The 25,466-nt window shown below is 60.9% G+C and carries 27 protein-coding genes, 1 other RNA gene and 1 riboswitch; of the genes, 13 read left to right on the top strand and 15 right to left on the bottom strand.

Translation table 11 applies throughout. From position 1 onward, the window contains the following. Window positions 1–35: 35 nt before the first annotated feature. Both Q4P21_RS00510 and Q4P21_RS00505 read left to right on the top strand, forming a co-directional pair. Window positions 36–503 carry a hypothetical protein gene (locus Q4P21_RS00510; protein ID WP_303386910.1) on the top strand — a complete coding sequence of 156 codons (468 nt, stop codon included), beginning with the start codon at window positions 36–38 and terminating at the stop codon, window positions 501–503. After that, the gene (locus Q4P21_RS00505; protein WP_303386909.1) at window positions 504–1,028 is read left to right on the top strand and encodes a group III truncated hemoglobin; all 525 of its coding nucleotides are present in this window, start codon (window positions 504–506) and stop codon (window positions 1,026–1,028) included. Window positions 1,029–1,039: 11 nt separating this feature from the next. Here Q4P21_RS00505 and rsrA read toward each other — a convergent pair whose 3' ends face one another. Together rsrA and Q4P21_RS00495 are read right to left on the bottom strand one after the other, a co-directional pair. Next, entirely contained in the window at window positions 1,040–1,300 is a 261-nt protein-coding gene (rsrA, locus tag Q4P21_RS00500; protein WP_303386908.1) for a mycothiol system anti-sigma-R factor, read from the bottom strand. Between the two features lie 2 nt (window positions 1,301–1,302). Beyond that, on the bottom strand, window positions 1,303–2,013 hold the full coding sequence (locus Q4P21_RS00495; RefSeq protein ID WP_303386907.1) for a sigma-70 family RNA polymerase sigma factor: 711 nt from the start codon (window positions 2,011–2,013) through the stop codon (window positions 1,303–1,305). Window positions 2,014–2,340: 327 nt separating this feature from the next. Between Q4P21_RS00495 and Q4P21_RS00490 the strand changes: the two genes are divergently transcribed. The 8 genes from Q4P21_RS00490 to Q4P21_RS00455 all read left to right on the top strand — a co-directional run bounded on the left by Q4P21_RS00490 (window position 2,341) and on the right by Q4P21_RS00455 (window position 11,134). Further along, window positions 2,341–2,856, top strand: coding sequence for a DoxX family protein (locus Q4P21_RS00490; RefSeq protein ID WP_207344068.1), 516 nt, complete (start codon window positions 2,341–2,343; stop codon window positions 2,854–2,856). Window positions 2,857–2,862: 6 nt separating this feature from the next. Further along, a complete protein-coding gene (gene aroA, locus Q4P21_RS00485) occupies window positions 2,863–4,182 on the top strand; it encodes a 3-phosphoshikimate 1-carboxyvinyltransferase (RefSeq protein WP_303386906.1) in 1,320 nt (439 codons plus the stop codon). A gap of 4 nt (window positions 4,183–4,186) precedes the next feature. Beyond that, window positions 4,187–5,305 carry a ribosome small subunit-dependent GTPase A gene (rsgA, locus tag Q4P21_RS00480; RefSeq protein ID WP_303386905.1) on the top strand — a complete coding sequence of 373 codons (1,119 nt, stop codon included), beginning with the start codon at window positions 4,187–4,189 and terminating at the stop codon, window positions 5,303–5,305. Window positions 5,306–5,391: 86 nt separating this feature from the next. After that, complete coding sequence (hisN, locus tag Q4P21_RS00475) at window positions 5,392–6,207, top strand: histidinol-phosphatase (protein WP_303386904.1); 816 nt, start codon at window positions 5,392–5,394, stop codon at window positions 6,205–6,207. 146 nt (window positions 6,208–6,353) lie between these two features. Continuing rightward, window positions 6,354–6,467: riboswitch (SAM riboswitch) on the top strand. A 42-nt stretch (window positions 6,468–6,509) separates the two neighbouring features. Further along, complete coding sequence (locus Q4P21_RS00470; RefSeq protein ID WP_303386903.1) at window positions 6,510–7,925, top strand: aminotransferase class V-fold PLP-dependent enzyme; 1,416 nt, start codon at window positions 6,510–6,512, stop codon at window positions 7,923–7,925. A 279-nt stretch (window positions 7,926–8,204) separates the two neighbouring features. Then, the gene (locus Q4P21_RS00465) at window positions 8,205–8,975 is read left to right on the top strand and encodes a class I SAM-dependent methyltransferase (RefSeq protein WP_303386902.1); all 771 of its coding nucleotides are present in this window, start codon (window positions 8,205–8,207) and stop codon (window positions 8,973–8,975) included. 120 nt (window positions 8,976–9,095) lie between these two features. Beyond that, the gene (locus tag Q4P21_RS00460) at window positions 9,096–10,349 is read left to right on the top strand and encodes an Nramp family divalent metal transporter (protein ID WP_303386901.1); all 1,254 of its coding nucleotides are present in this window, start codon (window positions 9,096–9,098) and stop codon (window positions 10,347–10,349) included. Between the two features lie 17 nt (window positions 10,350–10,366). Then, on the top strand, window positions 10,367–11,134 hold the full coding sequence (locus tag Q4P21_RS00455; protein ID WP_303386900.1) for a metal-dependent transcriptional regulator: 768 nt from the start codon (window positions 10,367–10,369) through the stop codon (window positions 11,132–11,134). A 50-nt stretch (window positions 11,135–11,184) separates the two neighbouring features. Here Q4P21_RS00455 and Q4P21_RS00450 read toward each other — a convergent pair whose 3' ends face one another. The 3 genes from Q4P21_RS00450 to Q4P21_RS00440 all read right to left on the bottom strand — a co-directional run bounded on the left by Q4P21_RS00450 (window position 11,185) and on the right by Q4P21_RS00440 (window position 13,635). Next, a complete protein-coding gene (locus Q4P21_RS00450; RefSeq protein WP_303386899.1) occupies window positions 11,185–11,586 on the bottom strand; it encodes a YrdB family protein in 402 nt (133 codons plus the stop codon). Between the two features lie 15 nt (window positions 11,587–11,601). Next, window positions 11,602–13,251: an AMP-binding protein gene (locus Q4P21_RS00445; RefSeq protein ID WP_369598832.1), complete on the bottom strand. Its 1,650-nt coding sequence runs from the start codon at window positions 13,249–13,251 to the stop codon at window positions 11,602–11,604. 84 nt (window positions 13,252–13,335) lie between these two features. Further along, a complete protein-coding gene (locus Q4P21_RS00440; RefSeq protein WP_203313340.1) occupies window positions 13,336–13,635 on the bottom strand; it encodes a DUF4193 domain-containing protein in 300 nt (99 codons plus the stop codon). Between the two features lie 291 nt (window positions 13,636–13,926). Between Q4P21_RS00440 and Q4P21_RS00435 the strand changes: the two genes are divergently transcribed. From Q4P21_RS00435 to Q4P21_RS00425, 3 genes are all read left to right on the top strand, one after another. Beyond that, on the top strand, window positions 13,927–14,319 hold the full coding sequence (locus Q4P21_RS00435; RefSeq protein WP_303386897.1) for a hypothetical protein: 393 nt from the start codon (window positions 13,927–13,929) through the stop codon (window positions 14,317–14,319). 66 nt (window positions 14,320–14,385) lie between these two features. Further along, window positions 14,386–15,120 (top strand): hypothetical protein, encoded by a 735-nt coding sequence (locus tag Q4P21_RS00430; RefSeq protein WP_303386896.1) that lies wholly within the window; start codon window positions 14,386–14,388, stop codon window positions 15,118–15,120. Continuing rightward, on the top strand, window positions 15,117–15,824 hold the full coding sequence (locus tag Q4P21_RS00425) for a hypothetical protein (RefSeq protein WP_303386895.1): 708 nt from the start codon (window positions 15,117–15,119) through the stop codon (window positions 15,822–15,824). Before Q4P21_RS00430 ends, Q4P21_RS00425 begins: the two co-directional genes overlap by 4 nt. A gap of 271 nt (window positions 15,825–16,095) precedes the next feature. Here the strand turns inward: Q4P21_RS00425 and ssrA are convergent. The 10 genes from ssrA to Q4P21_RS00375 form a co-directional block, all read right to left on the bottom strand. Further along, window positions 16,096–16,462, bottom strand: a transfer-messenger RNA (tmRNA) gene (gene ssrA / locus Q4P21_RS00420). Window positions 16,463–16,578: 116 nt separating this feature from the next. Then, window positions 16,579–17,853, bottom strand: coding sequence for a glycoside hydrolase family 3 N-terminal domain-containing protein (locus tag Q4P21_RS00415; protein WP_303386894.1), 1,275 nt, complete (start codon window positions 17,851–17,853; stop codon window positions 16,579–16,581). A gap of 15 nt (window positions 17,854–17,868) precedes the next feature. Beyond that, entirely contained in the window at window positions 17,869–18,750 is an 882-nt protein-coding gene (locus Q4P21_RS00410) for a cytochrome c oxidase assembly protein (RefSeq protein WP_303386893.1), read from the bottom strand. Window positions 18,751–18,753: 3 nt separating this feature from the next. Further along, window positions 18,754–19,227 carry an SsrA-binding protein SmpB gene (smpB, locus tag Q4P21_RS00405; RefSeq protein ID WP_207344054.1) on the bottom strand — a complete coding sequence of 158 codons (474 nt, stop codon included), beginning with the start codon at window positions 19,225–19,227 and terminating at the stop codon, window positions 18,754–18,756. Window positions 19,228–19,345: 118 nt separating this feature from the next. Then, window positions 19,346–20,866, bottom strand: a complete 1,521-nt coding sequence (locus Q4P21_RS00400; RefSeq protein WP_303386892.1) for a M23 family metallopeptidase — start codon at window positions 20,864–20,866, stop codon at window positions 19,346–19,348. A gap of 89 nt (window positions 20,867–20,955) precedes the next feature. Beyond that, window positions 20,956–21,870 carry a permease-like cell division protein FtsX gene (ftsX, locus tag Q4P21_RS00395; RefSeq protein ID WP_303386891.1) on the bottom strand — a complete coding sequence of 305 codons (915 nt, stop codon included), beginning with the start codon at window positions 21,868–21,870 and terminating at the stop codon, window positions 20,956–20,958. Continuing rightward, window positions 21,867–22,814, bottom strand: coding sequence for a cell division ATP-binding protein FtsE (gene ftsE, locus Q4P21_RS00390; protein WP_303386943.1), 948 nt, complete (start codon window positions 22,812–22,814; stop codon window positions 21,867–21,869). Before ftsE ends, ftsX begins: the two co-directional genes overlap by 4 nt. 143 nt (window positions 22,815–22,957) lie before the next feature. Next, complete coding sequence (locus tag Q4P21_RS00385) at window positions 22,958–23,818, bottom strand: VanW family protein (RefSeq protein ID WP_303386890.1); 861 nt, start codon at window positions 23,816–23,818, stop codon at window positions 22,958–22,960. Window positions 23,819–23,928: 110 nt separating this feature from the next. After that, window positions 23,929–25,047 carry a peptide chain release factor 2 gene (prfB, locus tag Q4P21_RS00380; RefSeq protein ID WP_303386889.1) on the bottom strand — a complete coding sequence of 373 codons (1,119 nt, stop codon included), beginning with the start codon at window positions 25,045–25,047 and terminating at the stop codon, window positions 23,929–23,931. 56 nt (window positions 25,048–25,103) lie between these two features. Then, window positions 25,104–25,466: hypothetical protein (locus Q4P21_RS00375; protein ID WP_303386888.1), on the bottom strand; the 363-nt coding region annotated here is incomplete at its 5' end.

Below are 25,466 nucleotides of genomic sequence, written 5' to 3'. Positions count from 1 at the left end.
ACATCGCCGTCTTCGCGCAGACAGAAAGCTGAAAAATGTTCGCCGTCGTTTTGCTGGTCATCCTTCCCTTTGTGTGGTTTGGCATGATCACGGCCATCTCGTTTATCGAGACACCGCTGAAGTTTCGGGCCCCCGGCATGACCCACGCACTCGGCGTGGGCATCGGACGGATTGTGTTCAAGGCACTGAACCTGGTGGAGGCCGTACTGGCAGTGCTGATCCTCGGTGCGTGGACTCAGCAGCCAGACATGGTGGGCCTGCCAGCAGGCATCCTGCTGGCGCTGTCCATGGTGGCGCTGGTGCTGCAAACAGTGGTGCTGCGCCCCGCAATGAGTCACCGTACCAAAGCGCTCTCTGACACGGCACTGACGCACAGTGGGAGCCTGGCGGTGAAAGCCAAAGTAGCCACGCTCACGCACATCTTGTACATCAGCGCTGAGCTGTTGAAAGTTGCGGCACTGCCCATCGCCGGAATCCTTGTCTTGCTGGAAGTGGCGGCGTAAATGGCCGGGGAAACAGCGCAGGGCACCGCACCCCAGCGTTCCGGACGAACGGCGTCGCACCTGGTTCGCTATGAACCGGCCACGGCAACTATCCAGGACGCTGAACGCAAGGACATTTCCAGCAGGGAAGACATCCTGACACTGGTGGAGACGTTCTACACCAGGGCCTTTGCCGACGACTTGATCGGGCGCATCTTCACCGACGTTGTCCACATGGACCTGCCGCGCCACATGCCCATCATGGCCGACTTTTGGCAGACCGTGCTGTTCAAAGCCGGCCTGTACAGCAGGAATGCGCTGAAAATCCATTTCGACGTCCATGCCCGGGAACCGCTCACGCTGGAGCATTTCAACCGGTGGCTGCAAGTGTGGACGAACACCGTCGACGAACTCTTCAGCGGGGAAAAGGCGGAGATGGCAAAAGTGCAGGCCCACCTGATTGCCGGTTCGCTGCACCGCCGCGTGACAGGACGTCCGGCAAGCCAGTACAGCACCATCTCGCTGCGGCCCGACGCCGCAGGCTGAACCTGGGAGGGCTAAACCTGGGCTGGCTTGCCTTCGTGCAGCCGGGCAAGGATGGCAGCCTTGAGATTCTCCGGGGCAGCTTCCTTGCAGGAACGCTTCACGACGGAGCGGATGACGCATTCAAGGTCATACTCGTGTGAACAATCCGTGCAGTCATCCAAGTGCACCTTGATCTCATTGAGGTCATCGCAGGAGAGTGCACCATCTAAGTATTCATAAATCCGTGCAATGCGTTCGTCGTCGCAATCGCCCAGGCTTTGGCAGTCACCCATGTCTAATTCTCCGTTTCCTTCATTTGTCCTGACCCATTGACGCCTTTGACGTATCCGCGTTCCACGGCGTAGTCGGACAGCATTTCCCGCAAAAGTTTCCGCCCCCTGTGCAGCCGGGACATGACCGTCCCGATGGGGGTATTCATGATTTCTGAAATTTCCTTGTACGCAAAGCCTTCCACGTCGGCAAAGTACACCGCCAGCCGGAACTCCTCCGGGATGGCCTGCAACGCCTTTTTCACATCAGAGTCAGGAAGATGGTCCAAGGCGTCTGCCTCGGCCGAGCGAAGCCCGCGCGACGTGTGTGATTCAGCCCTGGCCAGCTGCCAATCCTCAATGCTGTCGGCATTGGATTGCAGGGGTTCGCGCTGCCGCTTCCGGTACAGGTTGATGTAGGTGTTGGTCAGGATCCGGTACAGCCAGGCCTTCAGATTTGTTCCAGGCTTGTACTGGTGAAAGGCCGAGAAGGCCTTCGTGTATGCCTCCTGGACCAGATCCTCAGCGTCGCTGGGGTTGCGGGCCATGCGCATGGCGGCAGAGTAGAGCTGATCTACGTACACCATGGCGTCGCGTTCAAAACGGGCTCGCCGTTCTTCTACGCTCTCATTGGCAACATCCACCTCAACCATGTCGGTGGTTCGCACGGGAGGGGGGATCGTGCCAAGTCCCGCCGCGGCTGGCTCGATGGTTTGCTCAGGCTCGGAAATGTTCATCACAGACGAGTCTATGCGCACACTGGCTTTTAGGGGCGAGGGGGAAAGGCTCGGGCGCGACAGCAGACTTTGTTCCACCGGATGGCTAAGTGTCTGCATGGCCGTCTCCCTTCACATCCTTGCTCCCTTGGCCGGCCCCGTTGTGGGGCCGCCGCTATCCATGTAAACCTGCCAACGCCGTCGTATATTCCGCAGCCACTGCGCCAACACTGCAGCAAAGACTGCATCACACCGGGCAGTCATGGGAGACTTGGAGACAGCATGAGTCTCCCGTGCGGCCGCACCGACCGTCAACGGGATGTTCGAAGCACCACTAAGGAGGCCCCGTTGTCCATTGTTCGCGCCCTAGCCCGCCCCATGTTGGCATCATCGTTCATCCTCGCCGGCATCGACCGCCTGCGCCACGCAGATCAAACTGTGGCCCAGCTGGCACCTGTCCTGCGCCCGCTCAGTTCCGCGCTGCCCATTGAGGCCAGCGAAAAGACGCTGGCGCGTGCACTGGCAGCCACCCAGGTTGGCGCCGGCGTGCTGCTGGCCACCGGCAAGCTTGCCCGGCCCGCGGCCGTCATTCTCGCCCTGACCGCCGCGCTGACCACTGTGGTGGAGTACCGCAACGCCGACACTTCCACGAAGGAAAATCGTGCGCACCGCCGCAATCAGCTGACGAAGAACATCGGCCTTATTGGCGGGGCACTGCTGGCCAGCGTGGACACGGCCGGACGTCCCGGTTTGGCGTGGCGGGCGGAAAAGCTCATTGAGAGCGGCAAGAAGAACACGAAGAAGCAATTGAAGAGTGCCGACAAGAGCGTCCGTGCCCTTGCCCACGACGTGACAGGACAGTAATTACCCATGACCGCCGCTCATTGGCCCGCACCATTTTCTCCAACACCCTTGGATGCCACCGTCACCATACCGGCTTCCAAATCGCTGACCAACAGGTATCTTGTCCTCGCAGCCCTTGCCGACGGTGAATCCCGCCTCCGGGCACCTTTGCAGTCCCGCGATTCCGACCTCATGATCGGCGCATTGCGAGCCATGGGTGCGGTAATCTCCGAGGTGCCCGGCAGTGGCGCGGTCCCCGACCTTGTGGTCACGCCCATCCCGGCTGGTTTTGGTGCTGGGTCCTCCGGCATCAGCGTTGATTGCGGGCTCGCCGGGACGGTGATGCGTTTTGTGCCGCCGCTTGCCGCGCTGGTGTCCGGGGCGGTGAAGTTCGACGGCGACGCGTCGGCCTTGGTGCGTCCCATGGGTCCCATTGTGGTGGGGTTGGAAGCGTTGGGTGTCCGTGTGGAGGACGGCGGCGACGGCTTGCTCCCCTTCACGGTGCACGGCACCGGGGTGGTGGAGGGCGGCCACGTGGCAGTGGACGCCGGGGGCTCCTCGCAGTTCATCTCCGCGTGGCTGTTGGTCGGGTCACGCTTCGCCAACGGCTTGGAGCTGGAACACATTGGTGATTCAGTGCCCAGCCGCGACCATATTTCCATGACGGTGGAGATCCTGCGCTCGGTGGGCGTTGTGGTGGACGACTCCACCCCGAACCGCTGGGTGGTGCAGCCCGGCCCGGTGTCGGCCTTCGACGTTGTCCTGGAACAGGATCTCTCCAACGCCGGCCCCTTCCTGGCCGCCGCATTGGCCACGGGCGGCACTGTACGCATCCCCAACTGGCCGGCCAACACCACCCAGGTCGGTGACAAATGGCGTGAAATACTCCCCCAGTTTGGTGCCACCGTAAGCCTTGACGACGGTGTTCTGACTGTCACCGGAGGCCCCGAGATCCAAGGCGTGGACCTCTCAGACACCAGCGAGCTTGCCCCGTCGGCGGCTGCCATTTGTGCGTTGGCAACAACGCCGTCGCGTTTGCGCGGGATCTCGCACCTGCGCGGGCACGAAACCGACCGTCTGGCTGCGCTGGTGGCGGAGATCAATGCACTCGGAGGCAACGCCGAAGAAACAGCGGACGGGCTGATCATCAACCCCGCCCCGCTGCACGGCGGCGTGTTCCACAGCTACCACGATCACCGCATGGCCACGGCCGGGGCGATCATCGGGCTGGCCGTGCCCGGCGTCGAAGTTGAGAACATCGCCACCACGGCGAAGACCATGCCTGATTTCCCTGCCATGTGGGCGGCCATGGTCGCCCAGACCGCGGCGGCTGAAACCAGGGCGTAGGCGCATGGCAAAGGACTACAGCAACTGGGACGAATCCGATGTTCGGGTCAGGGCCAACAAGAAGGGCAGCCGGCCCAGAACCAAGGACAGGCCGGCGTATGAGGATGCCGTGATCGGGCGAATCGTCACGGTGGACCGCGGCAGGTACACGGCCATCGTGGATGAGGACCTGGGCACCGAACGCATCTTGATCGCCGCTAGGGCCAGGGAATTGCGCCGCTCCCCCGTGGTCGCCGGTGACTTTGTGGCACTGGTCGGGGACGTTTCCGGAAAACCGGACACGCTGGCCCGGCTCGTCCGTATTCAGGAGCGCCGCACACTGCTGCGCCGCAGCGCCGACGACACCGATCCCGTGGAGCGCGTCGTCGTCGCCAACGCGGACCAACTGGTCATTGTGGTGGCCGCGGCCAACCCGGAACCGCGCACGGGCTTCATCGACCGGGCGCTGGTTGCGGCCTATGACTCCGGGATCGAACCACTGCTGCTGATCACGAAGACGGACATCAAGGATCCCGCCGAACTGCTCGCCAACTACGAGCACCTGGAAATGACCGTCATCATCAGCCGGACGGCGGCCGAAGGCGCGTCGGGCATTGATGCGCGCAGCGACGACGGCGACTCGGCCTTGCTGGCCGGCGGCGCCGTCGAGCAGTTGCACGGCTATCTCGACGGGAAGGTCAGCGTCATGGTGGGGCATTCGGGCGTGGGAAAGTCCACCATGGTCAACGCCTTGACGGGGTCGCAGCGGGCCACCGGCGGCGTCAATGCCGTCACGGGCCGCGGCCGCCACACGTCTTCCTCGGCGCTGGCGCTGCAACTACAGGGTGGCACGCGCGGCTCATGGATCATCGACACCCCGGGCATCCGCTCCTTTGGACTGGCTCACGTGAATGCCGACAGGATCCTGCAGGCCTTCCCAGATCTGCAACCGGGCACCGACGACTGCGAACGCGGCTGCAAGCATGACAGTGTCGCCGTGAACTGTGGTCTGGACCCGTATGTGGCTGCCGGACACGCAGGCGACGCCGGACCGGCTCGCCTGGCCTCGTTGCGCCGCCTTTTGGGCACCAGCGACCGCACCGAAGGCCGTGCGGAGGCGAAGGAACTGGGCAGCATCGACTAGCCTCGCCCGGGTCGGGATCAAAACCGTGCAAGGAACCGGCTGCGTCACGTCAAGGGTTTTTCATAAATCGCGATAGCGTGATCTGTATGAGCGCAGAACCCCAGACATACAACGACGACCTCCGCCTGGCCCATGTCCTGGCGGACAGCGTGGATTCACTGACCATGTCCCGTTTCAAGGCACTCGACTTGGCTGTAGAAACCAAGCCGGACCTGACCCCGGTCACGGATGCAGACAAGGCCGCCGAGGAGTCCATCCGCAGCCAGCTGTCACGGGTTCGCCCCCGCGATGCCGTGCTGGGTGAGGAGTTCGGCAGCTCCGGGCACGGTTCACGGCGCTGGATCATCGATCCCATTGACGGGACGAAGAACTTTGTGCGCGGAGTCCCGGTCTGGGCAACACTCATTGCGCTCGTCGACGACGGACGCCCCGTGGTGGGCCTGGTCAGCGCCCCCGCATTGGGCAAGCGCTGGTGGGCCGCGGAGGGCACAGGCGCCTACATGGGCAAGTCACTGGCGGCCGCCACACGCATCCGCGTCTCCAACGTGGCAGAGCTCAAGGACGCTTCACTGTCCTACTCATCCCTGACCGGCTGGGCCGAACGCGGCAACCGCGATGATTTCATCTCCCTCACCGACGATGTGTGGCGCACCCGCGCCTATGGCGATTTCTGGTCCTACTGCATGGTCGCCGAGGGCAGCGTGGACATCGCCTGCGAACCCGAACTGAACCTGTATGACATGGCGGCGCTGGTCCCGATCATCACCGAAGCCGGCGGCCGCTTCACCTCCCTCGAAGGGGTGGACGGCCCGTTCGGTGGCAACGCCCTCGCCACCAACTCCATCCTCCACTCCGAGGTTCTGCAGCGGCTGAATCCCAACTGGGATGACCTGCTGGGCTGATCCGAGCTTTTTGCCCGCCTCCGAGGCTCAAACTGCAGTCGATGCGGGTAATCTTCAGGCGCACCCGCATCGGCTGCAGTATGAAGGCCCGAGACGAAACGTAATAAATGCATCCTCGAGATTCTTGGGCTAATCTTTGGTGCATAGGTCACGAGTGCCAGCGCTAAACCCCGGTTTGCTGGCCGGCAACCCTCCTTTCGCGGCGGGGTGCCCCGGGTGACGACCTGGCCAGGCCGGAGCGGTCTTGGCAAGCGCGGACTTCTTGGCACCCCCAAGAGTTCTTGGTGTCAAAGGATTGACTGATGAGCTACGCCCTGCTGGAAAAAACCTCCCTTGCCGATTCCCCCCTGCTCCCAGTGGTGGGACAGGATCTGCCTGCCCCACTGATCCAGGGCGGGCAGGTGCGGTACGCCAACCTTGACTACGCCGCATCGGCTCCCGCCATTGCGGAAGTGGCCGCACACCTGAACGAGATCCTGCCCTACTACGCCAGCGTGCACCGCGGGGCCGGCTACGCCTCCCAGGTCAGCACGTCGGTGTACGAAAATGCCCGCAAGATCGTGGCCGAATTCGTGGGTGCCCGCCCCGATGACACCGTCATCTTCACCCGCCACACCACAGATTCGCTGAACCTGCTGGCCGGCTGCGTGGAGAGCCTCCTGAAGCAGCGCGGTTTTGCCGAGGGCCGTTCCAACGTCCACGGTGAAGTGCTGTACCTGGACATTGAACATCACGCCAACCTGCTGCCGTGGCAGGGCCTGCCGCACCGTTCAGTGGTGGCCGCACACTCCATCGCGTCCACACTGGCACGGGTTGAAACGCAACTGCGCGCCGGCAATGTCCTGCTGTTGGCCGTCACCGGAGCTTCCAATGTCACCGGCGAGGTACTGCCCGTGGCGGAACTGGCCACTCTGGCACACCAGTATGGTGCCCGCATTGTGGTGGACGCCGCGCAGTTGGCTCCGCACCGCCGGATCGATTTGGCGGCAACCGGCATCGATTACCTGGCCTTCTCCGGCCACAAGCTCTACGCCCCATTTGGCGCAGGTGTGCTGGTGGGCCGTCCCGACTGGCTCAACAGTGGCACACCGCATCTGTCCGGTGGCGGAGCCGTGAAGGAGGTCCGTCTCGAGTCGGTCCTGTGGACCGAGGGCCCGGCCCGCCACGAGGCAGGCTCCCCCAACGTACTGGGTGCCGCCACCTTGGCCAAAGCGGCCTCGGCCCTGGCCGCGCTGGACGCCGACGACTGGCACCACCACGAACAGCTGCTGCGCAAGCATCTCATTGACGGCCTGGAAGGGCTCGAGGGCGTCAACGTCCACTCGTTGTTCACCGATGGCCAGGACTACCCGGAATGCGGAAGCATCGGCGTGGTGAACTTTTCCGTCACGGGATACGACGCCGGACTCGTCGCCGCATATTTGTCAGCCGAGCACGGCGTGGGTGTGCGCGACGGCAAATTCTGCGCCCACCCGCTGCTCAACCGCCTGGGACTGCCGTCCGGTTCGCTGCGCGCCAGCTTCGGCGTCGGTTCACAGCGTGAGGACGCCCAGCGACTGATCGACGGCATTTCCGCTTTGCTCCGCGATGGCCTGAAGTGGGACTACGTGGTTGATGCCGGCCGTTGGGTGCCCGCAAACGACAACCGCATCTACCCCGATTGGGCCCCGAACACACCAGGCACAGCAGGCGCCGCCCCCTGCGCCACCGAAGACTAACCCCACCACCCCTACCGACGCTCCTGCACCTTTCGGCCGTTTTCCCTCGACCCTCCGGCACGTTTGGGTGTCTTCTCTCCTACCCTCCAGCACTTTCGGGTACAGTCTCCCGAACGCTTTTTCAGCAGCTGCCAAAGCGTTCCTAAAACTAGCCCTAAAGGCGCTGGAGCGATGCAAAGGACTGCCCCGAAAGTGCGGGAGCGTCGGTAGGTGGGGGTGTGCGGGGTAAAGTTGTGGGGCACTATTGCACAACTTTTCGGCTTGATTTCAGGGAGCGGCATGGCAGGCACCGGCGGACCGGTCTTCGACGCGGCACGACGCAAACGCATGGCCGCCGCTTTCTTGGCAGGGGGCAACCACTACCAGAAGGTCCGCCCGGGCTACCCGGGGGAATCCCTCGATTGGTTACTGGAGGACACTACAACCCCTGTACGCGATGCGCTGGATGTGGGCGCCGGGACGGGGAAATACACCCAGCTGTTGGCAGAGCGTGGCTGGAACGTGACTGCCTTGGACCCGTCGGCGGACATGCTGGCAGAACTAGCCAGGAACCTCCCTCACGTCACCACCATGGTGGGGACCGCGGAACACCTTGAGTTGCCGGCGTCGTCCATGGACCTGGTAGCGAGCGCGCAAGCTTGGCACTGGTGCGACCCCCTTGCGGCCAGTATGGAAATTGCGCGCGTGCTGCGCCCCGGAGGTACCTTGGGATTGGTATGGAACCAGCTCGACGTCGCCGTGCCCTGGGTGCACCGGCTGGCACGGATCATGCACGCCGGTGACGTGCACAAGCCGGATTTTCGGCCGGACATCGGCCACGAGTTCGCCCCGGCACAGCCCCACACCACCCGGTGGCTAAACGTCACGACGCCGGAAGACATCATGGAGTTGGCCAAGTCGCGCAGTTACTACCTCAAGGCCGGCGAGCACATCCGCGCCAAGGTCATGGGCAATTTGCAATGGTACCTGTTCGAGCATTTGGGCCATGCCCCGGGTGCGGAGCTTGAACTGCCGTACATCAGCCAAAGCTGGCGAACGCACAAGCTTTAGCGCACCTTCCGGTGCACTGCCAATACTGTCCACCGCTGCAGGCCGTCTCGACAACCGCACCTTAGAGCGCCTATTATTTCGGTAGGCCTAAACTTTGGGCACAGGCTAGGCGAAGGGTGCATGGTGCTGGACACCGTCAAGGTAAAGCCACGTCGTAAACCCCGCGGAGGGTTGCTCCTGCTGCTGGGGCCTGCTTTCGTGGCTGCCATTGCCTACGTTGACCCTGGAAATGTTGCCGCCAACCTGACCTCGGGCGCCAGCTACGGCTACCTGCTGGTGTGGGTTTTGGTGGCCGCGAACCTCATGGCCATGCTGGTCCAATACCAATCAGCCAAGCTGGGCGTGGTGACGGGCAAGTCCCTCCCCCAACACCTGGGCGAACGCTACAAAACAACAACCCGCAGACTCTACTGGGTGCAGGCCGAGGTGGTAGCCATGGCCACCGACCTGGCGGAAGTGGTGGGCGGGGCCATCGCCTTGTACCTGTTGTTCCACATCCCGCTCCCGCTGGGCGGGGCCATCGTGGGGCTGGCCTCCATGGCGCTGCTGACGGTGCAAAACCGCCACGGTCAGCGACACTTTGAGACGATCATCATCTTTCTGCTCGTGATCATCACCATCGGTTTCCTGGCGGGGCTGGTGCTGAGCCCGCCGGATCCGGCAGGCGTGGTGAGCGGGCTCATCCCGCGCTTTGACGGCGTTGAAAGCGTCACGCTGGCGGCGGGAATGCTGGGCGCAACCGTGATGCCGCACGCCATCTACCTCCATTCGCAACTGGCGAAGGACCGCCACCCTGATGCCCGCAGCACCCCCGCGAAGCTGCGCAGGATCATAAAGGCCACACGCATTGACGTGGTCGTGGCACTCGTCCTCGCCGGGGCGGTCAACATTGGAATGCTCCTGCTAGCCGCCTCCACGCTGAGCGGGGTCTCCGGTACCGACTCCATCGAAGGCGCCCACGCGGCGATCGTGAACAGCCTCGGCCCTGCGATCGGCATCATTTTCGCCGTGGGCCTACTCGCATCGGGGCTGGCTTCCACCTCGGTCGGTGCGTACGCCGGCGCCACGATCATGCACGGCCTGTTGAAAGTGCGCATCCCGTTGCAGGCACGCCGTCTCGTCAGCCTCATTCCCGCCATCATCCTGCTCTGGGTGGGGGTGGACCCAACGTGGGCGTTGATTGTCAGCCAGGTGGTGCTGAGCTTCGGCATCCCCTTCGCGCTCATCCCGCTGCTGCGCCTGACCGCCAGCAAGAAGGTCATGGGTGACCACCGCGACGGACTGGTTCTGCGCATCGCCGCACTGATCAGCGTGGCACTCATCGTAGCCTTGAATGTGTTGCTGCTGTGGCTGACGTTCACCGGACACGTCTAACCGGTAGGCTTGGTGCCGTGAAACACTCTGCCACTTCCTCCAGCATCGAAGACTACGTCAAGGTCATCTACGCCTACACGGAGTGGCAGGACAAACCCATCACGTCCACCGCGCTGGCCACCCGGCTGGGTGTGGCAAATTCTTCCGTCTCGGAGATGGTGCGCAAACTCAAGGACCAGGGCCTCGTTGACCACCAGCCCTACAGCCCCATTCGGCTCACCGAGCAAGGGCTGGCGCTGGCGCTGTCCATGGTGCGCCGGCACAGGCTGCTGGAAACGTATCTGGTCCAGGAACTTGGCTACAGCTGGGACGAGGTGCACGATGAAGCCGAGCAGCTTGAACACGCCGTATCCGAGCACTTTATCGCACGCATGAGCGCCAAGCTGGGGCACCCCGACCGGGACCCGCACGGCGATCCCATCCCCGATGCGCAGGGCCGGATCATCATGGCGCCGTCACACCGCCTCGATGAGCTCGACCCCGGGCACACGGGCCGCATCACCCGCATCAGCGACCACAGCCCCGAATTGCTGCGCCACCTTGAAAAACTTGGCATCGGCGTTGACACCCGGCTATGCGTCGGCCCTCGCCTGCCTTTTGGCGGCGATCTGCAAGTCACCCTTCTTGATTCCACGCAGCCTGGTTCCACGCACGACGTCGAACCCTTGACCTTGGGCGAGGAAGTCTCGGCCTCCTTGTGGCTGGCCTCGACGGAAAACCATGAGGGTTGCATCGTTCAAGAGTTGACTGGCGGTTCACTGATGAATTCGCACGCCACACAGTAGGCTGCGGATCAAGGCTCAGAATCTGGGCTGGACAGCACTGGCCGACTGGTTCAGCCTTGGCTGGTTCCGCTGAACCAATGAGCGGCCGCAAAGTGGGCTATGGACAGGAGAGCCATCGCGATGCCCCACCCGGTCAGTCCGGCTCCGGCTAATGCTGCGGCGGCAGCCAGGAACAGTCCCAACGAGGCCCAGCTGGCTGTGATCTCAGGCAGACGGCGTGAGCTGCGCGGGGCCAAAAATGCGCCCCACAGCACCACCACTGCTGCTGGAACCCCGAGTCCGAGGATCAGGTTCCAGGGCACAACCTGCTGAAATCCCCAGCACAAAAAAGCTGCCAGCATGGCGACTTCAAGCAAAAATCCTACAACCTTGTTGGCCATGTCCACCACAGGCGTGACGGTTTCACGGTCTATCCGGTCGGCCCTCGCCCCGACAACACTGCGACGTCCCACTATTTACCAGTACTCCTAGTCAAGGTCCGTCATGGCCGCACGGTCCTGGCGCAGCACGTATCGCTGGATTTTTCCGCTCGGGGTCTTGGGCAGTTCGGCAACAAAATGGATCCGGCGGGGATAAGCATGGGCCGCGAAACCAGTTTTGACCAATTGCTGCAGCTCATGGGCCAAGTCATCCGAGGCGGTCTCCGGGTCGCGGAGCACAACGAAAGCCTCAAGAACTTCGCCACGGATTTCATCGGGAGCGCCAATGACGGCAGCTTCAGCAACAGCGAAATGGGTGACAAGAACGGATTCAACGTCGAAGGGACCAATGCGGTACCCGGCCATGATGATCACGTCGTCGTCACGGGAGGAGAAGTAGATGTAACCGTCCGCATCCCGGCGTCCGGAATCGCCGGTGATGTACCAACACCCGTCGACGCTGTAACGCTCGGCTGTTTTTTCCGGCGCATCAACGTAGGCCCCAAACCACATGAATGGGCTGTCTGGCACATTGACGGCGACACGGCCAGGCTCGCCGTCAGCGGCAGGCTCATCATTGTCCGCGGCCAACACGTCAACGCTCCAGCCCGGCAATGTCCGTCCCATGGAGCCGGGCCGAAGGGGCTCCTGCAATCCCTTCGCCCAAGCATTTCCAGCAACCATGCCCAGTTCTGTTTGACCATAGTGGTCCCGAACCTCGAGCCCAAACGCCTCACGTCCCCAAGAAATGACGTCCGGAGTCAGCGGCTCACCGGCACTTGAGGCACAGCGGAGTGCATGGCCTTGGCCACCAGTAGATCCTGCACGTAGGGCACGGTACACGGTGGGGGCTGCGGCAAGATTGGTGACACCAAATTTCTCCATGACGGCCCACATCAGCTCCGGGGAGAATCCGGCGGACAGCAGCAGAGAACGGTTACCTACAGCCATGGGTGCCAGCAACGCAAAATACAGTCCGTATGCCCAGCCGGGGTCGGCAACGTTCCAAAAGACATCGTCATCGCTGACGTCAAGACCAAAACGGTGATAGCCAACAAAGGAAGCCACCGCGCTCAGCGGAATCGGCACACCCTTGGGCGTGCCCGTGGTTCCGGAGGTGAAGAGTTGCACGAGTGCCCCCTCACCACCGACAGCGACAGATCCGCCGTCGGTGGTGTCGCCGTCGTGCTTCACAGCGAAGGGCTCAAGATCGGAGAAGGAACCTGTGCCAGCCACCATCTCCGCCAGTGAGAGGTCATAACCAAACGCCTCGCCGCGGGCCACCACCACAGGCCGGGAGGCATCAGTGGGAACTTCCCCGGGTGGGAGCAGCTTCGTGCGCTGGTCGGCGTCGCAAATGACAAGGCGCGCACCGCTGGCCTGGAGCCTGAAGTCAATGGCGTCGTGGGCAAACGCGGTGAAGAGCGGCACGTTGATGGCCCCCACACGCCAAATGCCCAACAGGGCGATGACGAGCTCCGCCGATTTGCCCATGAGCGTGGCAACGTGGTCGCCGCGCTTGACTCCCAGCGAAGTCAAGGCAGCGGCGAACTGTGTGGACTTCTCCCGCAGTTCGCCGTAGCTGAGGTCAACGAAGCTCAGATCGGCTGCGATGACGGTGAACGCAGTGTCCTCTGCCGGATGCCGGTCGCACAAAAGCTGCGCTGCATTGGCCCCGGGCACTGCGAACGTGTCCAATAGCTCCTGCACATCCACCATCGTGTCCCACTCTCCACGTTGTTTCGCTGCACCGCTTAGCTGTGCTGCGGTGTTAAGCGCAGTTTAGCCTTCGCAGTCCTTGCAGTAGAACAGACCGTTCTTTTCACGTGCCACCTGGCTTCGGTGGCGAACCAGGAAGCATGATGCGCAGGTGAACTCGTCGTCCTGGGCCGGAATGACCTGAATGATGAGTTCCTCGTTGGAGAGGTCTGCGCCGGGAAGGTCCGTGCCTTCGGCGGTGTCTGAGTCTTCGACGTCAATATGCGCCGTTTGGGCACCGCCACGCTGGACCTGCAGCGCCTGAAGTGACTCTGTCTCGTGGTCTTCGTCCTTGTTGCGGGGTGCGTCGTAATCCGTTGCCATTCGGTTTTCAAACTCCTGAAGTGTTCGTGGTATTGGCGGGGTGTTTCAGCGCCCCATCATAGCCCTTGAAGGCGGGAATTGCGCACTAAACTCCGTATTGTTTTCCCACAGCATAGGATACGAGGAGCAACTTTGGTGTATTGTCGCGAAATTTCTGCCAATTACACACTAAAATGTCCTTCCAAAGTGGTGATTCTCACGCTGGCCAAGGTGGCTTCCGAACTACGGATGAGCCCATTACTTGCGCTACGGATCGCCATCGGCCATGGGGCGCCTTATCCTTAGAGGAACATGGTAAACAACAATTCTCCCCGCTCTTCACTGAACCGCCGCCAGGTGGCGCAGGCTTTGAACATTCCTCCTGAAATGGCAACGCGAAACGGTATTCCCTCACGCATGAGTGCCGCCGAAGTCGCTGCCATGGATGCGAATCCCCCTGCCTGGCTGGCACAGTCCCGGGCAAATTTCACCGGTAAGCGCCCCGTATGGGTGGACCTGCGCTGCTACCTGTGTGATTTTCTGGAAGTTGCCCGCCCGAAGAAGTGGTGGCCCGAATTCACCTATGTGATTTGCGACTTCCACAACAATGACGAACTACCTGAGCCTCCCGCCGGTTGGCGCCGCAGCGAGTACGACGGCGTCGGCAGCCGGTTCCGCGGCATCGTCGATACCCAGGATCAATAGCCAAGCAACGATTCAACACAGCGTGCACCATCACTTACAAGATCAACCGTGAGGAGGAAACAAGCCGTGACTGTCCCGGCAAAACTCTTTCAACAGTGGTTAACAAGCGTTGCCGGCACCACCAGCCACGCAGCGGTGTGCAGGGCCGCGGGGATCAAGCGCTCAACCTTGGCGCAACAACTGGTGCGCGGGCGGGTGTCCTTGGCAACGGTGGCAGCCGTGAGCCGCTCCCTTGACCTGCCCGTGGTCGCCTCGCTGGCTGCTTTTCCCACTTTCACCAACTTGACGGCTGGGATGAGGCCGCCAAGCACAGCCGAGCTGCTCAGCCAAATTTCCGATACCGACCTTCTGCAGGAAATTCTGAACCGTAATGTTGCGGCAGAAAACCTCTCCGAGTCAAATCGCGTGCACCTGTCCCCCGTGCCCCACAGGTCTTCAGTGCGTGCGTGGCTGGACGCCGTGGGCCCCGCCGATCTGCGGCAGAAAGTTGCCCGTCAGGCGGAGATCGCTCCACAGAATCTGTCTGCTCAAATTAGCGCTAACCGCCTCACAGCAGAGTTGGCCATCGAGAGTGCTCGGATATCCAACGTTGGCCTGACGAACGGCCTTGTAGCAACAGGACTCCTCTCACCCGCAGAGGCCGGGTGGGCCCCTGGGGCACGGGAAGGGGCCTTGCTGGAAATTTCCAACAGTGCGCTGGTTTCTCTTGCGGCTCAGCGTTTGGAAGCCCTGAGCCGGACATTGCGGCGCACGGAAGCTGACTCCGCGGCTACACGAAGCATATGGGAGAATCTCGGATGATCGCCGCTTTGCAATGGACAGCGCTCGGCACCTGCTTCGCCTGCACCGTCTGGCGCGTTCCCAGTATGGTCAAGGGCCGCAACCGCGGCCTGTTCTGGGTTTGTCTCTTGGCTTCTGTCTGCGTGGCTCTGAGTATTCCGGCCCTGTACCTGCCGATTGATGCTCTCTTGGGCGAAGCGAATCTTGCCAATGTGATCCTTAGGTTCAGCTCGTTTGCGGTTTTCTACCTCATGGCTGTCAAAGTGGCGGCCGCGTACGATTCCTCTTCTGCGCTGAGACTCATCCGTGGCCCCATTGGTTTTGCAGTCATCGCCGTCTGCTCGTCGGGCATTTTAGCCACCTACTTCTTCACCGACTTCAACGGGTCAAGTCCAGGGTTGGTAGCGTTCGGAGATCAACCCTTGGCGATTGCCTATATGTGGTTTGGCATGAGTTATCCAGCTTATGCATCGGCTTGCCTCGTGCAACCCACCGCCAAGGCCGCGCTTTCAAACAGGCGGATGATTGACCGAGCAGCAGCATCTTGCCTTTGCATCGGCTTTTTTCTCATCTTCCTCACCATTCCGCTGAAGTTGTTGCAGTCAAACGATGGCTTCATCGTCAAACTGGTCTCTTTTGGTTCGATTCTGTTCGTCGCGACAGGCTTTGTGATCGTGTGGCTGTCCTTCATACGCAAGCCCATGCAAGGCGTAGCCAGGTCCTAGCTGGTCACATTTGGGCATCGTAGCTGTCATTTGTACACATATCCATTAGTTTCTGACATAATAATGATTGTGTGAACAAAGTTTGCCAGATGTCTTACACGATCTTTGGGGGTGAGTGGTGGCCAGGTCTTCGTGACCGGGCCACCACTCAAGTTTTTAAGCACTACTGAACGTCCAAAACCCATACGCTGCGGACCGAGCTGAGGCGCCCAATGAGCACGAAAAAGGACCTGTCCCCCGCCGCTGTGGCGAGGAACAGGTCCCAATAGGGATGTGGAGATGGGGAGAATTGAACTCCCGTCCGATGTTGTGTTGTCAGGTCTTCTCCGGGTGCAGTTTGCGTCGGTTTTTCTCGGCCCCAGCTATCTCGCAAACAAGTAGCTGCCAGGCCCAGTTGTATAAAAGTCCCCTAAGCGCCTACAACAAGAACTTAGAGCAGTGGCCCTCTAAATGACGCCAGGATCCGGGACGAGAGCATTCCCGGGCTGACGGACTGTCTTACTGCTTAGGCAGCAAGAGCGAAGTCAGTGCGATTTGATTCAGCACTTATTGTTTTACAGAGATCGTTAACGAGATAACCCTGTATCCTCGACCCGCTTCACCTGTCTCGACAAACACCGTCGAAACCGATCATCCCCTATTGTTTTTTCAAACCCACGCCCAGCACCTGTGACGGAACTGCTCGTGGACTACTCAGCATAGCGCATCCCGGGTAGCAATTATTCCCGGCCTGCCAGATCCTTGGCCGACGCACCTAGTCGATGAGTCCGTTGACCGACTTGACCTGCAACACCAAAAGCGCCGCAGCATCCACCTGCTTGGCAAAAGCTGGATCACTTTGCGCAGCAGCCACCATCCCCTGATACATCTGCGGCAGCAGCGTCTGGTTCGTGCACAGAGCGATGGTCCCGCCAGCGGCTATGAACTGCACGCCGCGTTGACCCACCGGAACCACCGCAACCTGCACGGCGTCGCAAATATCATCGCTGACGATGACGCCCTTGAAGCCAAGGTCCCCACGCACCATGTCATGCACGATCACGGAAGAAAACGGGGCCATGGCGTTGGGATCGATCAACGGGTAGGAAGCGTTGGAGACCATCAGCCACGGGACCCCTGCCTGCACAGCATCACGGAACGGGCCAATGTACGAATCGTTGCGGACGGTGGTGCTATCCACCACCCCGGCGGCAACGTCCGTATTCGCTGTCACGCGGCCCAATCCTGGGAAGTGCTTCACTGTCGCTGCGACACCGGCCGCAGCCATGCCTTGGGCGAAGGCTATGCCATGGCTGGAGACGGCCTCAGGCGTGTAGCCGTACTCACGTCCAAACGCACCAATCGGCGCGTTTTGCGGCGCAAATTCTGCACTTGGCACAGTGTCCAGGACCGGGGCCAGGTTCACATTCACACCAACGGACGCCAACTGCTGCCCCCAAATCGTTGCATCAGCCAACAGTTCAGGGGCAGGGAGCTGTCCCTGCACAATGGCCTGGGGCATGTCGGAGAAACCCGGTCCGCGCATGATCTGCACGAAACCGCCTTCCTGGTCCGTCGCCACAAACGGGCGCACACCTGCCGTTCGTGCCCCGGAAACATGCCCCGCCACCGCACTGATTTCGGCGGCAATCCCCGCCGTCCCAGCCTCGCTGCGCCCCTTCATGAACACATTGCCTACGTACAACGTGTCAAGTGCGTACAGGGAAGCTGCATCGGCACCGGTAACAGGCGAGGACACCATCAGCACTTGGCCCACTTTTTGTTCCAGCGTCATGGCCGCCAACTTTTGGGTGGCAACAACTTGGTCATGCGCCGGTGATGCTGAGGGGCTCGACGCCGGAGCTTGTGTTGTCGAACTCGGCTGCGGCGCCGCTGTTGAGGCGCCGGGCACCGTGGTGGCGGTGGAGACAGGCGGACTGGAGTTGGCCGACGTCGAACGTGGCGAGTTGAAGCCAACGACCACCCAAACAACCAAGGCCACAAGTACCACTGCAGACACAGCAATAATCCACCAGCGTTTGCCGCTCATGGCCATGGGATCTCCTTATCCGCGCAGGTGCAGGTGGGCGGCATTGAGTTCGTCCATCTGCTCGTCAGTGAGTTCGTCCAAAATCTTGCGTTCGCCCTTGTCAGATTTAGCCAAGCGGACAAGGAGCAGAATCAGGATCGGCAAGTCCATGATCTCGGCAATGAACCACATCCAGTCACCTGCCAGTTGCTGGTCCGCCAATGCGCTGGGAAACCAGCTTGCCCGGGCACCGCCCACAACTGTGGCACCATCAAAAATTGTGGGGGTCAGGCGCATCAACAGGCCTGGGATGGCATCTGCCAGCAGCTCAATGAACGCAAATACGAACTGGAGCATGATCAGCGCCGAACTGACGCGAGTCTTCTCTTCCACCATGGGCAGTACCATCAGCAACCCCAGCAATGGGATGCCAATTCCCAGCAGACCTTCCCAGAACGGACTCATGCGGGTGATCCCCGCTAGTGGCGTCAACATCATCGAGAGCACCAGCAGCCCAAGAATCGGGGGGACGGCACTGTTGGAAAATAGCTGTACCGGCTTGCGGACTAGTGCGGCTAGAAAACGGCGCACACGTCCCTGGTGAATCGTCAGCCTGGCCAAGCCCAAGGGCAGCCCCAAGGCCAAACCTGAGGGGACCACAAATAGCAGAAGTGCTATCCGGATGGAGAACGCCCAGCGCAGTTCAAGGGAATAGGTACCAAGGAAACCAAAACTGATGGCCGCATAGCAGCCCAATCCCACAATGTAGAAAGAAGCAATTCGCCAAAGCGGCCAGCTGACACCAACACGGGAGGCCGTGGCCAGGCCCCAAGCATAGAGACCGCCTAGGGCCAGTATGAAGCCCAGCGCCCAAGCGTCCAGGCTCCATGTTCCAAGAAAATCACCAAGTGTCGGCATCTGTCATTGTCCGCGGTTCTTCTCACGCATGGCCCGCAAGGCCTCGCGGTTGTCTTGTTTCTCCCGCAGTGACTGGCGCTTGTCGTAATCCTTCTTGCCGCGGGCAATGGCGATCTCCACCTTCGCGCGGCTGTCCAAGAAGTAAAGCCGCAGCGGCACAATGGTGAATCCTGATTCACGCGTCTTGCTGGCGATCTTCTCCAGCTCTTCGCGATGCAACAACAGCTTCCGACGGCGGCGTGCGGTGTGGTTGGTCCAGCTGCCGTTGAGATACTCCGGAATGTAGACAGCTTCAAGCCACAACTCGTCGTTGTAAAAGGTGGCAAAGCCGTCCACAAGCGAGGCGCGGCCTTCCCGCAGCGACTTCACTTCGGTGCCCATCAACACCAAGCCGGCCTCGTAGGTGTCCATGATGTGGTAATCATGCCGGGCCTTGCGATTGGTGGCCACCACTTTCAGGCCACTTTCCTTGGGCACAGCTGACTCCTTTTTGTTTGACACGACCACATAATTACTGCTGGCCGAGAAGCTGGAAATGGATGAGGGCTTGCGCCGGAGGAATTTCCCCGGCACAAGCCCCTAGTTTAGCAATGGATCAGAGCAGCCCCATGGGATCCACGGGTGTTCCGTTGAGCCACGTTTCAAAGTGGGCGTGACAGCCGGTGGAATTTCCGGTGCTGCCCGAGTAGGCAACGAGCTGGCCGCGCTTCACGTTTTGCCCTGCGGAGACCAGGACGGAGGAGTTGTGGTAGTAAACGGTCATCAGTGCATTGCCCTGGACGACGCCATGACTGATCCACAAAACGTTGCCACCGCCGGAAACCACGTTTGTCTGGCCAGCGAGGGTGACGGTGCCATCCGCGGGAGCGTAGATGGGGGTGCCACAGGGGGCGCCGAAGTCAATTCCTGTGTGGTCGTAGAAGCCGGTGCCATTGAAATCAGCCGTTCCCGTAGGAACGGGGCGGTTGCGCACAAACGGGGACGTGATGGGAACGTTGGCAGCAAAGGGATGCTGCAGGCCAAAGGCCGAAACGTTTCCCGGTGCCGGCGGGACATATGCCGGTGGTACATACGCAGGCGGCACGTATCCGCTGTTGCCGGAGTTGGCGGCAGCATCGGCAGCTGCCTGCGCGGCAGCCTGCTCGCGGGCGGCGCGCTCGGCTTCAGCCTTAGCGGCAGCTGCCGCGGCTTCACGTTCCTTGCGCTGGATCTCGGCGATCTGTGCAGAGACGGAATCCTGCTGCACCTGAACTGCCTTGAGCTGCTTTTGGATGCGCGGCTTCTCTGCCTCAAGCTTGGCGTTCAAGGCGGCGGAGTCGCTAATGAGCTTGTCTACAGCAGCCTTCTTCACAGCGGCCGCATCACGCGCCACCTGCTCGGCAACAAGCGCGGCGTCCGCCTGCTTCTTCAGATCTTTAATCTCTGCTTCCACGGCTACCAGGCGGGCTTGAGCATTCTGGTTGGTGGCCTTCTGTGCAGTCAATTTCTCAAGTGCAGCAGTTTGGCTGCGCAGCGCCTGCTCGGCCAAATCAATGGAGTTGGCCAGGTCGCTTGTTGAATCTGCCCCGAGAATCAACCTCAGGTTCACTGGCAGTCCGCCAGCTTTATAGGACTGTGCAGCGATCTGCCCGATCAGCGCCTTCGTTTCCGTGGACTGCTTGGCATCGGTGGCGATTTGAGCTGTGATCTTATCTTTGCTCTGCTGCGCCAGTGCGATCCTCCCCGCAAGCGCATTCACTTCACCGGTGGCAACACTGACCCGTTTCTGGGCGTCCACCAAGGCAGCCTGGGCGCCGGGAAGCTGACCCTGGTACATGACCAGGTCTGCAGCCGACTTGGCAATTCCTGAATCAACAAACTCCAACGACGATTGCACTTCGTGGGCTTGCTGTTCCAGCGCCGCTGCCTGGTCGTTCAAATCGTTGGCATGCGCAGATGGTACGAGGCCCAACATTCCGACGGTAAGAACGGCCGCCACGGCCACCGTCAAGCGCCTGGTCAATACGGGTCCGCGACGGAGTGCGTGGGGTTGGGCCGCTGGTTGGGCGGCGGGCATGGTTTGCCCAAGCCGGGGGGATTTCACGGATCCAATTCCCCCGCTTGATTTCGAAAACATGCCGTAGAGCTCCTTCAAAAATACTGTCGGGGGGCAACGCGCCAACACCAGTCACATGGGCCACTCGCGGAACATGGCCATCACCAATCTTACACTTTCAGGTTTTTTCGCAAAGACACCGCTGAAGCAACGCCTGCGAGCACCACGCCAAGCAGGACCAGCACGGGGTAAATGACAAAGGCATCACTGGTGGAAATGAACGGCGTACCGGAGTTGGTTCTCGCCAACTCGCCACCCACGAAAAATTGCACAATGGCCCACACGGCGCCCGAAGCCAACAGCGCCCCGATGGTTGCGGCAATGACACCTTCGAGCACGAACGGCAGCTGGATGACTGTTCGGGAGGCGCCCACCAAGCGCATGATTTCAATTTCCCGGGTTCTCGACTGGGCCGAGAGCCTAATGGTGGTGGCAATCAACAATGCGGCGCAGACAATCATCAGCCCGGCCACACCAACGGCTACATACGTGGCTATGTACATCCATGAAAATAGCTTCTCGAGGACAGCACGTTGGTCAACCACCGAATCAACGCCGGGCGTGGCCGAGAATGTCTCGTTGATAATCTGGTACTTTTCCGGGTCCGTCAGCTTGATACGGAAGGACGAAGGCAAGTTCGCGGCCTCAACTGAATCGGCCATGGGCGAGTTGATGAACTGCTCCTGGAAGTGAACCAAGGCCTCGGCCTGGCTTTCATAGCTCCATGTCTCAATGTACGGCTTGACTGCCTCGGATTCCAAAAGCCCTTCAATCGTCTTTTTTTGCTCGTCGGTAACCGGACCCGCGATGCAATTGGTATTGGCCGGTACGTCGTTGCACAGGTAGATGGTGACCTGCACCTTGTCATACCAAAAACCCTTGAGTTGGCCAATCTGCATTTGCAACAGTCCCGCTGCGCCAACAAATGTTAGCGACACGAACGTCACCAGGATCACCGAAATGACCATTGTCAGGTTACGGCGCAGGCCGCTGCCCAACTCGCTCATAATGAAAGCAAGTCTCACTTTTGGTCCTCATCCATGAAATTACCGGTACTTGTCTGCGCGTCCCCGTCCAGCGGTGGCTCCCGATCCCGCTGGCGTTCCAACCTCTGTGGCATGAACTCTTCCTCCGCAGTGGTCTCACTTGATGGCCCGTCACTGACTCCCAGGACGCTGTCGGCACGTTCACGGCCGGTCTGAAGTTCGGCGTCGGGCTTTTCGGCATTGGGCTTCTCTGCGGGACCGACGGCGGACTGCCAACTGGCCGCCGGCACAATCGGGATCAGCGAGGTGTACTGGGCCATGGCCTCATCGCGCACAACTTTGCCGTGGCGCAGCTCAATGACGCGCTTGCGCATGGAGTCGACAATGTCATCGTCGTGGGTGGCCATGACCACGGTGGTTCCATTTTGGTTGATCTCCTCCAGAATGTCCATGATGCCGGCGCTGGTGATCGGGTCCAGGTTTCCGGTAGGCTCGTCGGCCAGCAGAATGGCGGGCTGGTTGACGATGGCGCGGGCAATGGCGACGCGCTGCTGCTCGCCGCCGGAGAGTTCCGTCGGCTTGCGGTGGCCTTTGCCTGCCAGGCCCACAAGTTCAAGGACGCGCGGAACCTCGGCACGGATGGCAGCCCGGGACGTCCCAACCACCTGCATGGCGTAGGCGACGTTGGCAAAAACAGTCTTGGTCTGGATCAGGCGGAAGTCCTGGAAAACCACGCCTATGCCGCGGCGGAACTTGGGTACGCGCCAGCTAGGCACGTTGGCCACATTCTGGCCGGCAACATAAATCTGACCGTGCGGGGTCTTGTACTCACGTAGCACCAACCGCAGCATGGTCGACTTCCCTGACCCCGAGGAGCCAACGAGGAAGACAAACTCGCCGCGTTGGATATCGATGGAAACGTCATCGAGCGCAGGTTGGGACTTGCGGTCGTAGGCAATGCTCACATTTTCAAAACGAATCATGACTTTTTCATTGCCCGTCCAGCGGATCGCGCCGGGAAGCTGACGGCCGGGCAGGGGCTCGGGGGAAGAAACCACCAGCTTAATGACTATACGCGTAGCGGCCCCTGAATGCCGCTTCCGTGCTGGTGTGTCTAAGGGCGGCGTTAGCCCAAAGCGGGGCCATCGGATGTGTCGCCCTGCTCCTGGCGAATGGGGGCATTGATCAGTTTGCGGTCATACAAAACTCTGGCGTTATTCTGCACAATGAGTTCATTCGCAATCTCGTTGCCGGTGCGCTTGTCCCTGACGCTGCGATAAACCGTGTTGTGCCGGTAGACCGTGTCTCCCACTTCTTGGAAGTATGACTCACCCTCCTTGATGTGGTACTTCACTCCCAGCGCCACCATTGCCCGCAATTCCCCGCGCAGGTGCTCCTGTGTGAGCGCAATACGGAATTGGAACGTGTTGTCCGTGGAGTTGTGTACACGGTAGTCCAAGTAGTTGTACACAACAGAAGTTCCCGTGCCAAAAGGGATTTGCCGGTTGAAGTCAGGAAACAGGTCAATTTCACCGTGGTGGTGGTGCTCAACAATATCCAAGGGGCTGTGGAGCACCATCCAATGCAGCAGATTCGTGAATTGGCACAGGCCGCCGCCAATCCCTGAAGCAGGCCCGTTGTTGTTGATGGTCAAACCAGTTCGATACCCCTTGTCCGCCGTGCAGGGACCCACCAGCTTCCAGAACGAAAAAGTTTCACCGGGTCGGATGAGGATGCCGTCAATGTGAGGGGCGGCCAAACCCAAACTGACGGCCTTGTTTTCCTGCAATGCTAGGTCAACGTCACCAAGTTTGCGGCGAATCAAGGAATTGTGCCGGTACACAACAACGGGGAGATCAAGAGTGTCACGTGTTTGCGAAAGTCGTGTTCGCTTCAAGACGTCGTTCAGCTTTCGCTGCAGGATTTGGCGCTTGACGGCGATGGCATAGGTCAGCGGGGAAATGTCCCCAAACAATTTCCGGCCCACCCAACTACCTCCTTTAACGGCAATCATTGGGATTGCCCCGGCAGACAACGGCCTGTCCCCGACGGCCCCCGGTAGCTTGTTGCTCGCGTGCTGCGCTGGCTACGCGGGGGTTAGTCCTTCGCCGCGTTGCGCTGGTCTGCACGCCAGCGGATGCCGGCGTCAATGAAGTCATCGATTTCCCCGTCGAGCACGGACGCGGCGTTGCCCACCTCGTGTTCGGTGCGCAGGTCCTTGACCATTTGGTACGGATTGAGGACGTACGAGCGCATCTGGTCGCCCCACGATGCCTTCACATCCCCTGCCATGGCCTTCTTCGTGGCGTCTTCCTCTGCCTTCTTCAACAAAAGCAGTCGCGACTGCAGCACGCGCATGGCTGCGGCACGGTTCTGGATCTGCGATTTTTCGTTCTGCATCGACACCACGGTGCCGGTGGGAAGGTGGGTCAAGCGTACGGCGGAGTCCGTGGTGTTCACGGACTGCCCGCCGGGGCCGGAGGAGCGGAACACGTCAACGCGGATGTCGTTGTCCGGGATGTCAATGCTGTCTGTTGACTCAATGAGCGGGATGACTTCCACCGCGGCAAAGGACGTCTGGCGGCGGCCTTGGTTGTCGAAGGGGCTGATGCGCACCAGGCGGTGGGTGCCGGCTTCGACGCTCAACGTGCCGAAGGCGTAAGGGGCTTTGACTTCGAATGTGGCGGACTTCAGCCCGGCTTCTTCGGCGTAGGACGTGTCCAGGACGGAGGTTGGGTAGCCGTGGCGTTCGGCCCAGCGCAGGTACATGCGCAGCAGCATCTGCGCGAAGTCGGCAGCATCCACCCCTCCTGCGCCGGAACGGATGGTGATGACGGCCTCGCGTTCGTCGTACTCCCCCGCCAGCAGCGTCACGATCTCCAAGTCCTGCAGCGATTTTTGCAATCCCGGAAGTTCCTTGGCAGCTTCGGCCAGGGCGTCGGCGTCGCCCTCTTCCTGCGCCAACTCCACGAGCACCTCAAGGTCGTCAATCCGCGACTCCAGCGTGCGCAGTTTCTCCAGCTTGGACTGGGCGTGGCTGAGCTTGGAGGTAACTTTTTGTGCGGCGGCGGGATCGTCCCACAAATTGGGCGAGCCTGCCTGGTCGGACAGATCCTCGATGTCCTCCATGAGCTTTTCCACCTCGGAGACTTGCTCGATCGAAGTGTAAGTGGCGCGAAGCGCCCGGAGTTCTGCGGGAAAGTCAATCTCTGCCATGATATTCAAGCCTACGGCATGAGCGGGCGTGGTGGCTGCGGGGCCACCCGGACCGTTCACAACACCAGATTGGCCCGGGCTGTGCTCGTCACGGTGATGGGGATGCCACTTGGCACCAAAAAGTTGATGAACAGGGGATGCACGACGGCGCTCATGCTCACGTGCGCTGTTCGCCCGTCCCCGGCTCCGGTGGACGGGTTCAGCACAATGTTCCCCAGCGCTTCGTGGGTTTCAATGCCAGACAAATAGACTTGGGCCGCCGCGAAGACTCCTTCGTGGGTGAGCAGTGTTCCGGGGTCACTTCCGGCGCTGCCGCCGTTGAGTTCAAAAGTGTCTGCGGCTGCGAGCGCGGCACTGTCGGCAACGGAGAGCAGCCGCTTTTGGCCGAGGTAGAGGCTCCCGGCGGCCGCCACCACCGT

The sequence above is a fragment of the Arthrobacter sp. genome (assembly GCF_030540645.1).
GTDB lineage: Bacteria > Actinomycetota > Actinomycetes > Actinomycetales > Micrococcaceae > Specibacter.
The sequence above is the reverse complement of the archived record's forward strand: the minus strand, read 5'-3'. Positions and strand labels throughout refer to the sequence as shown.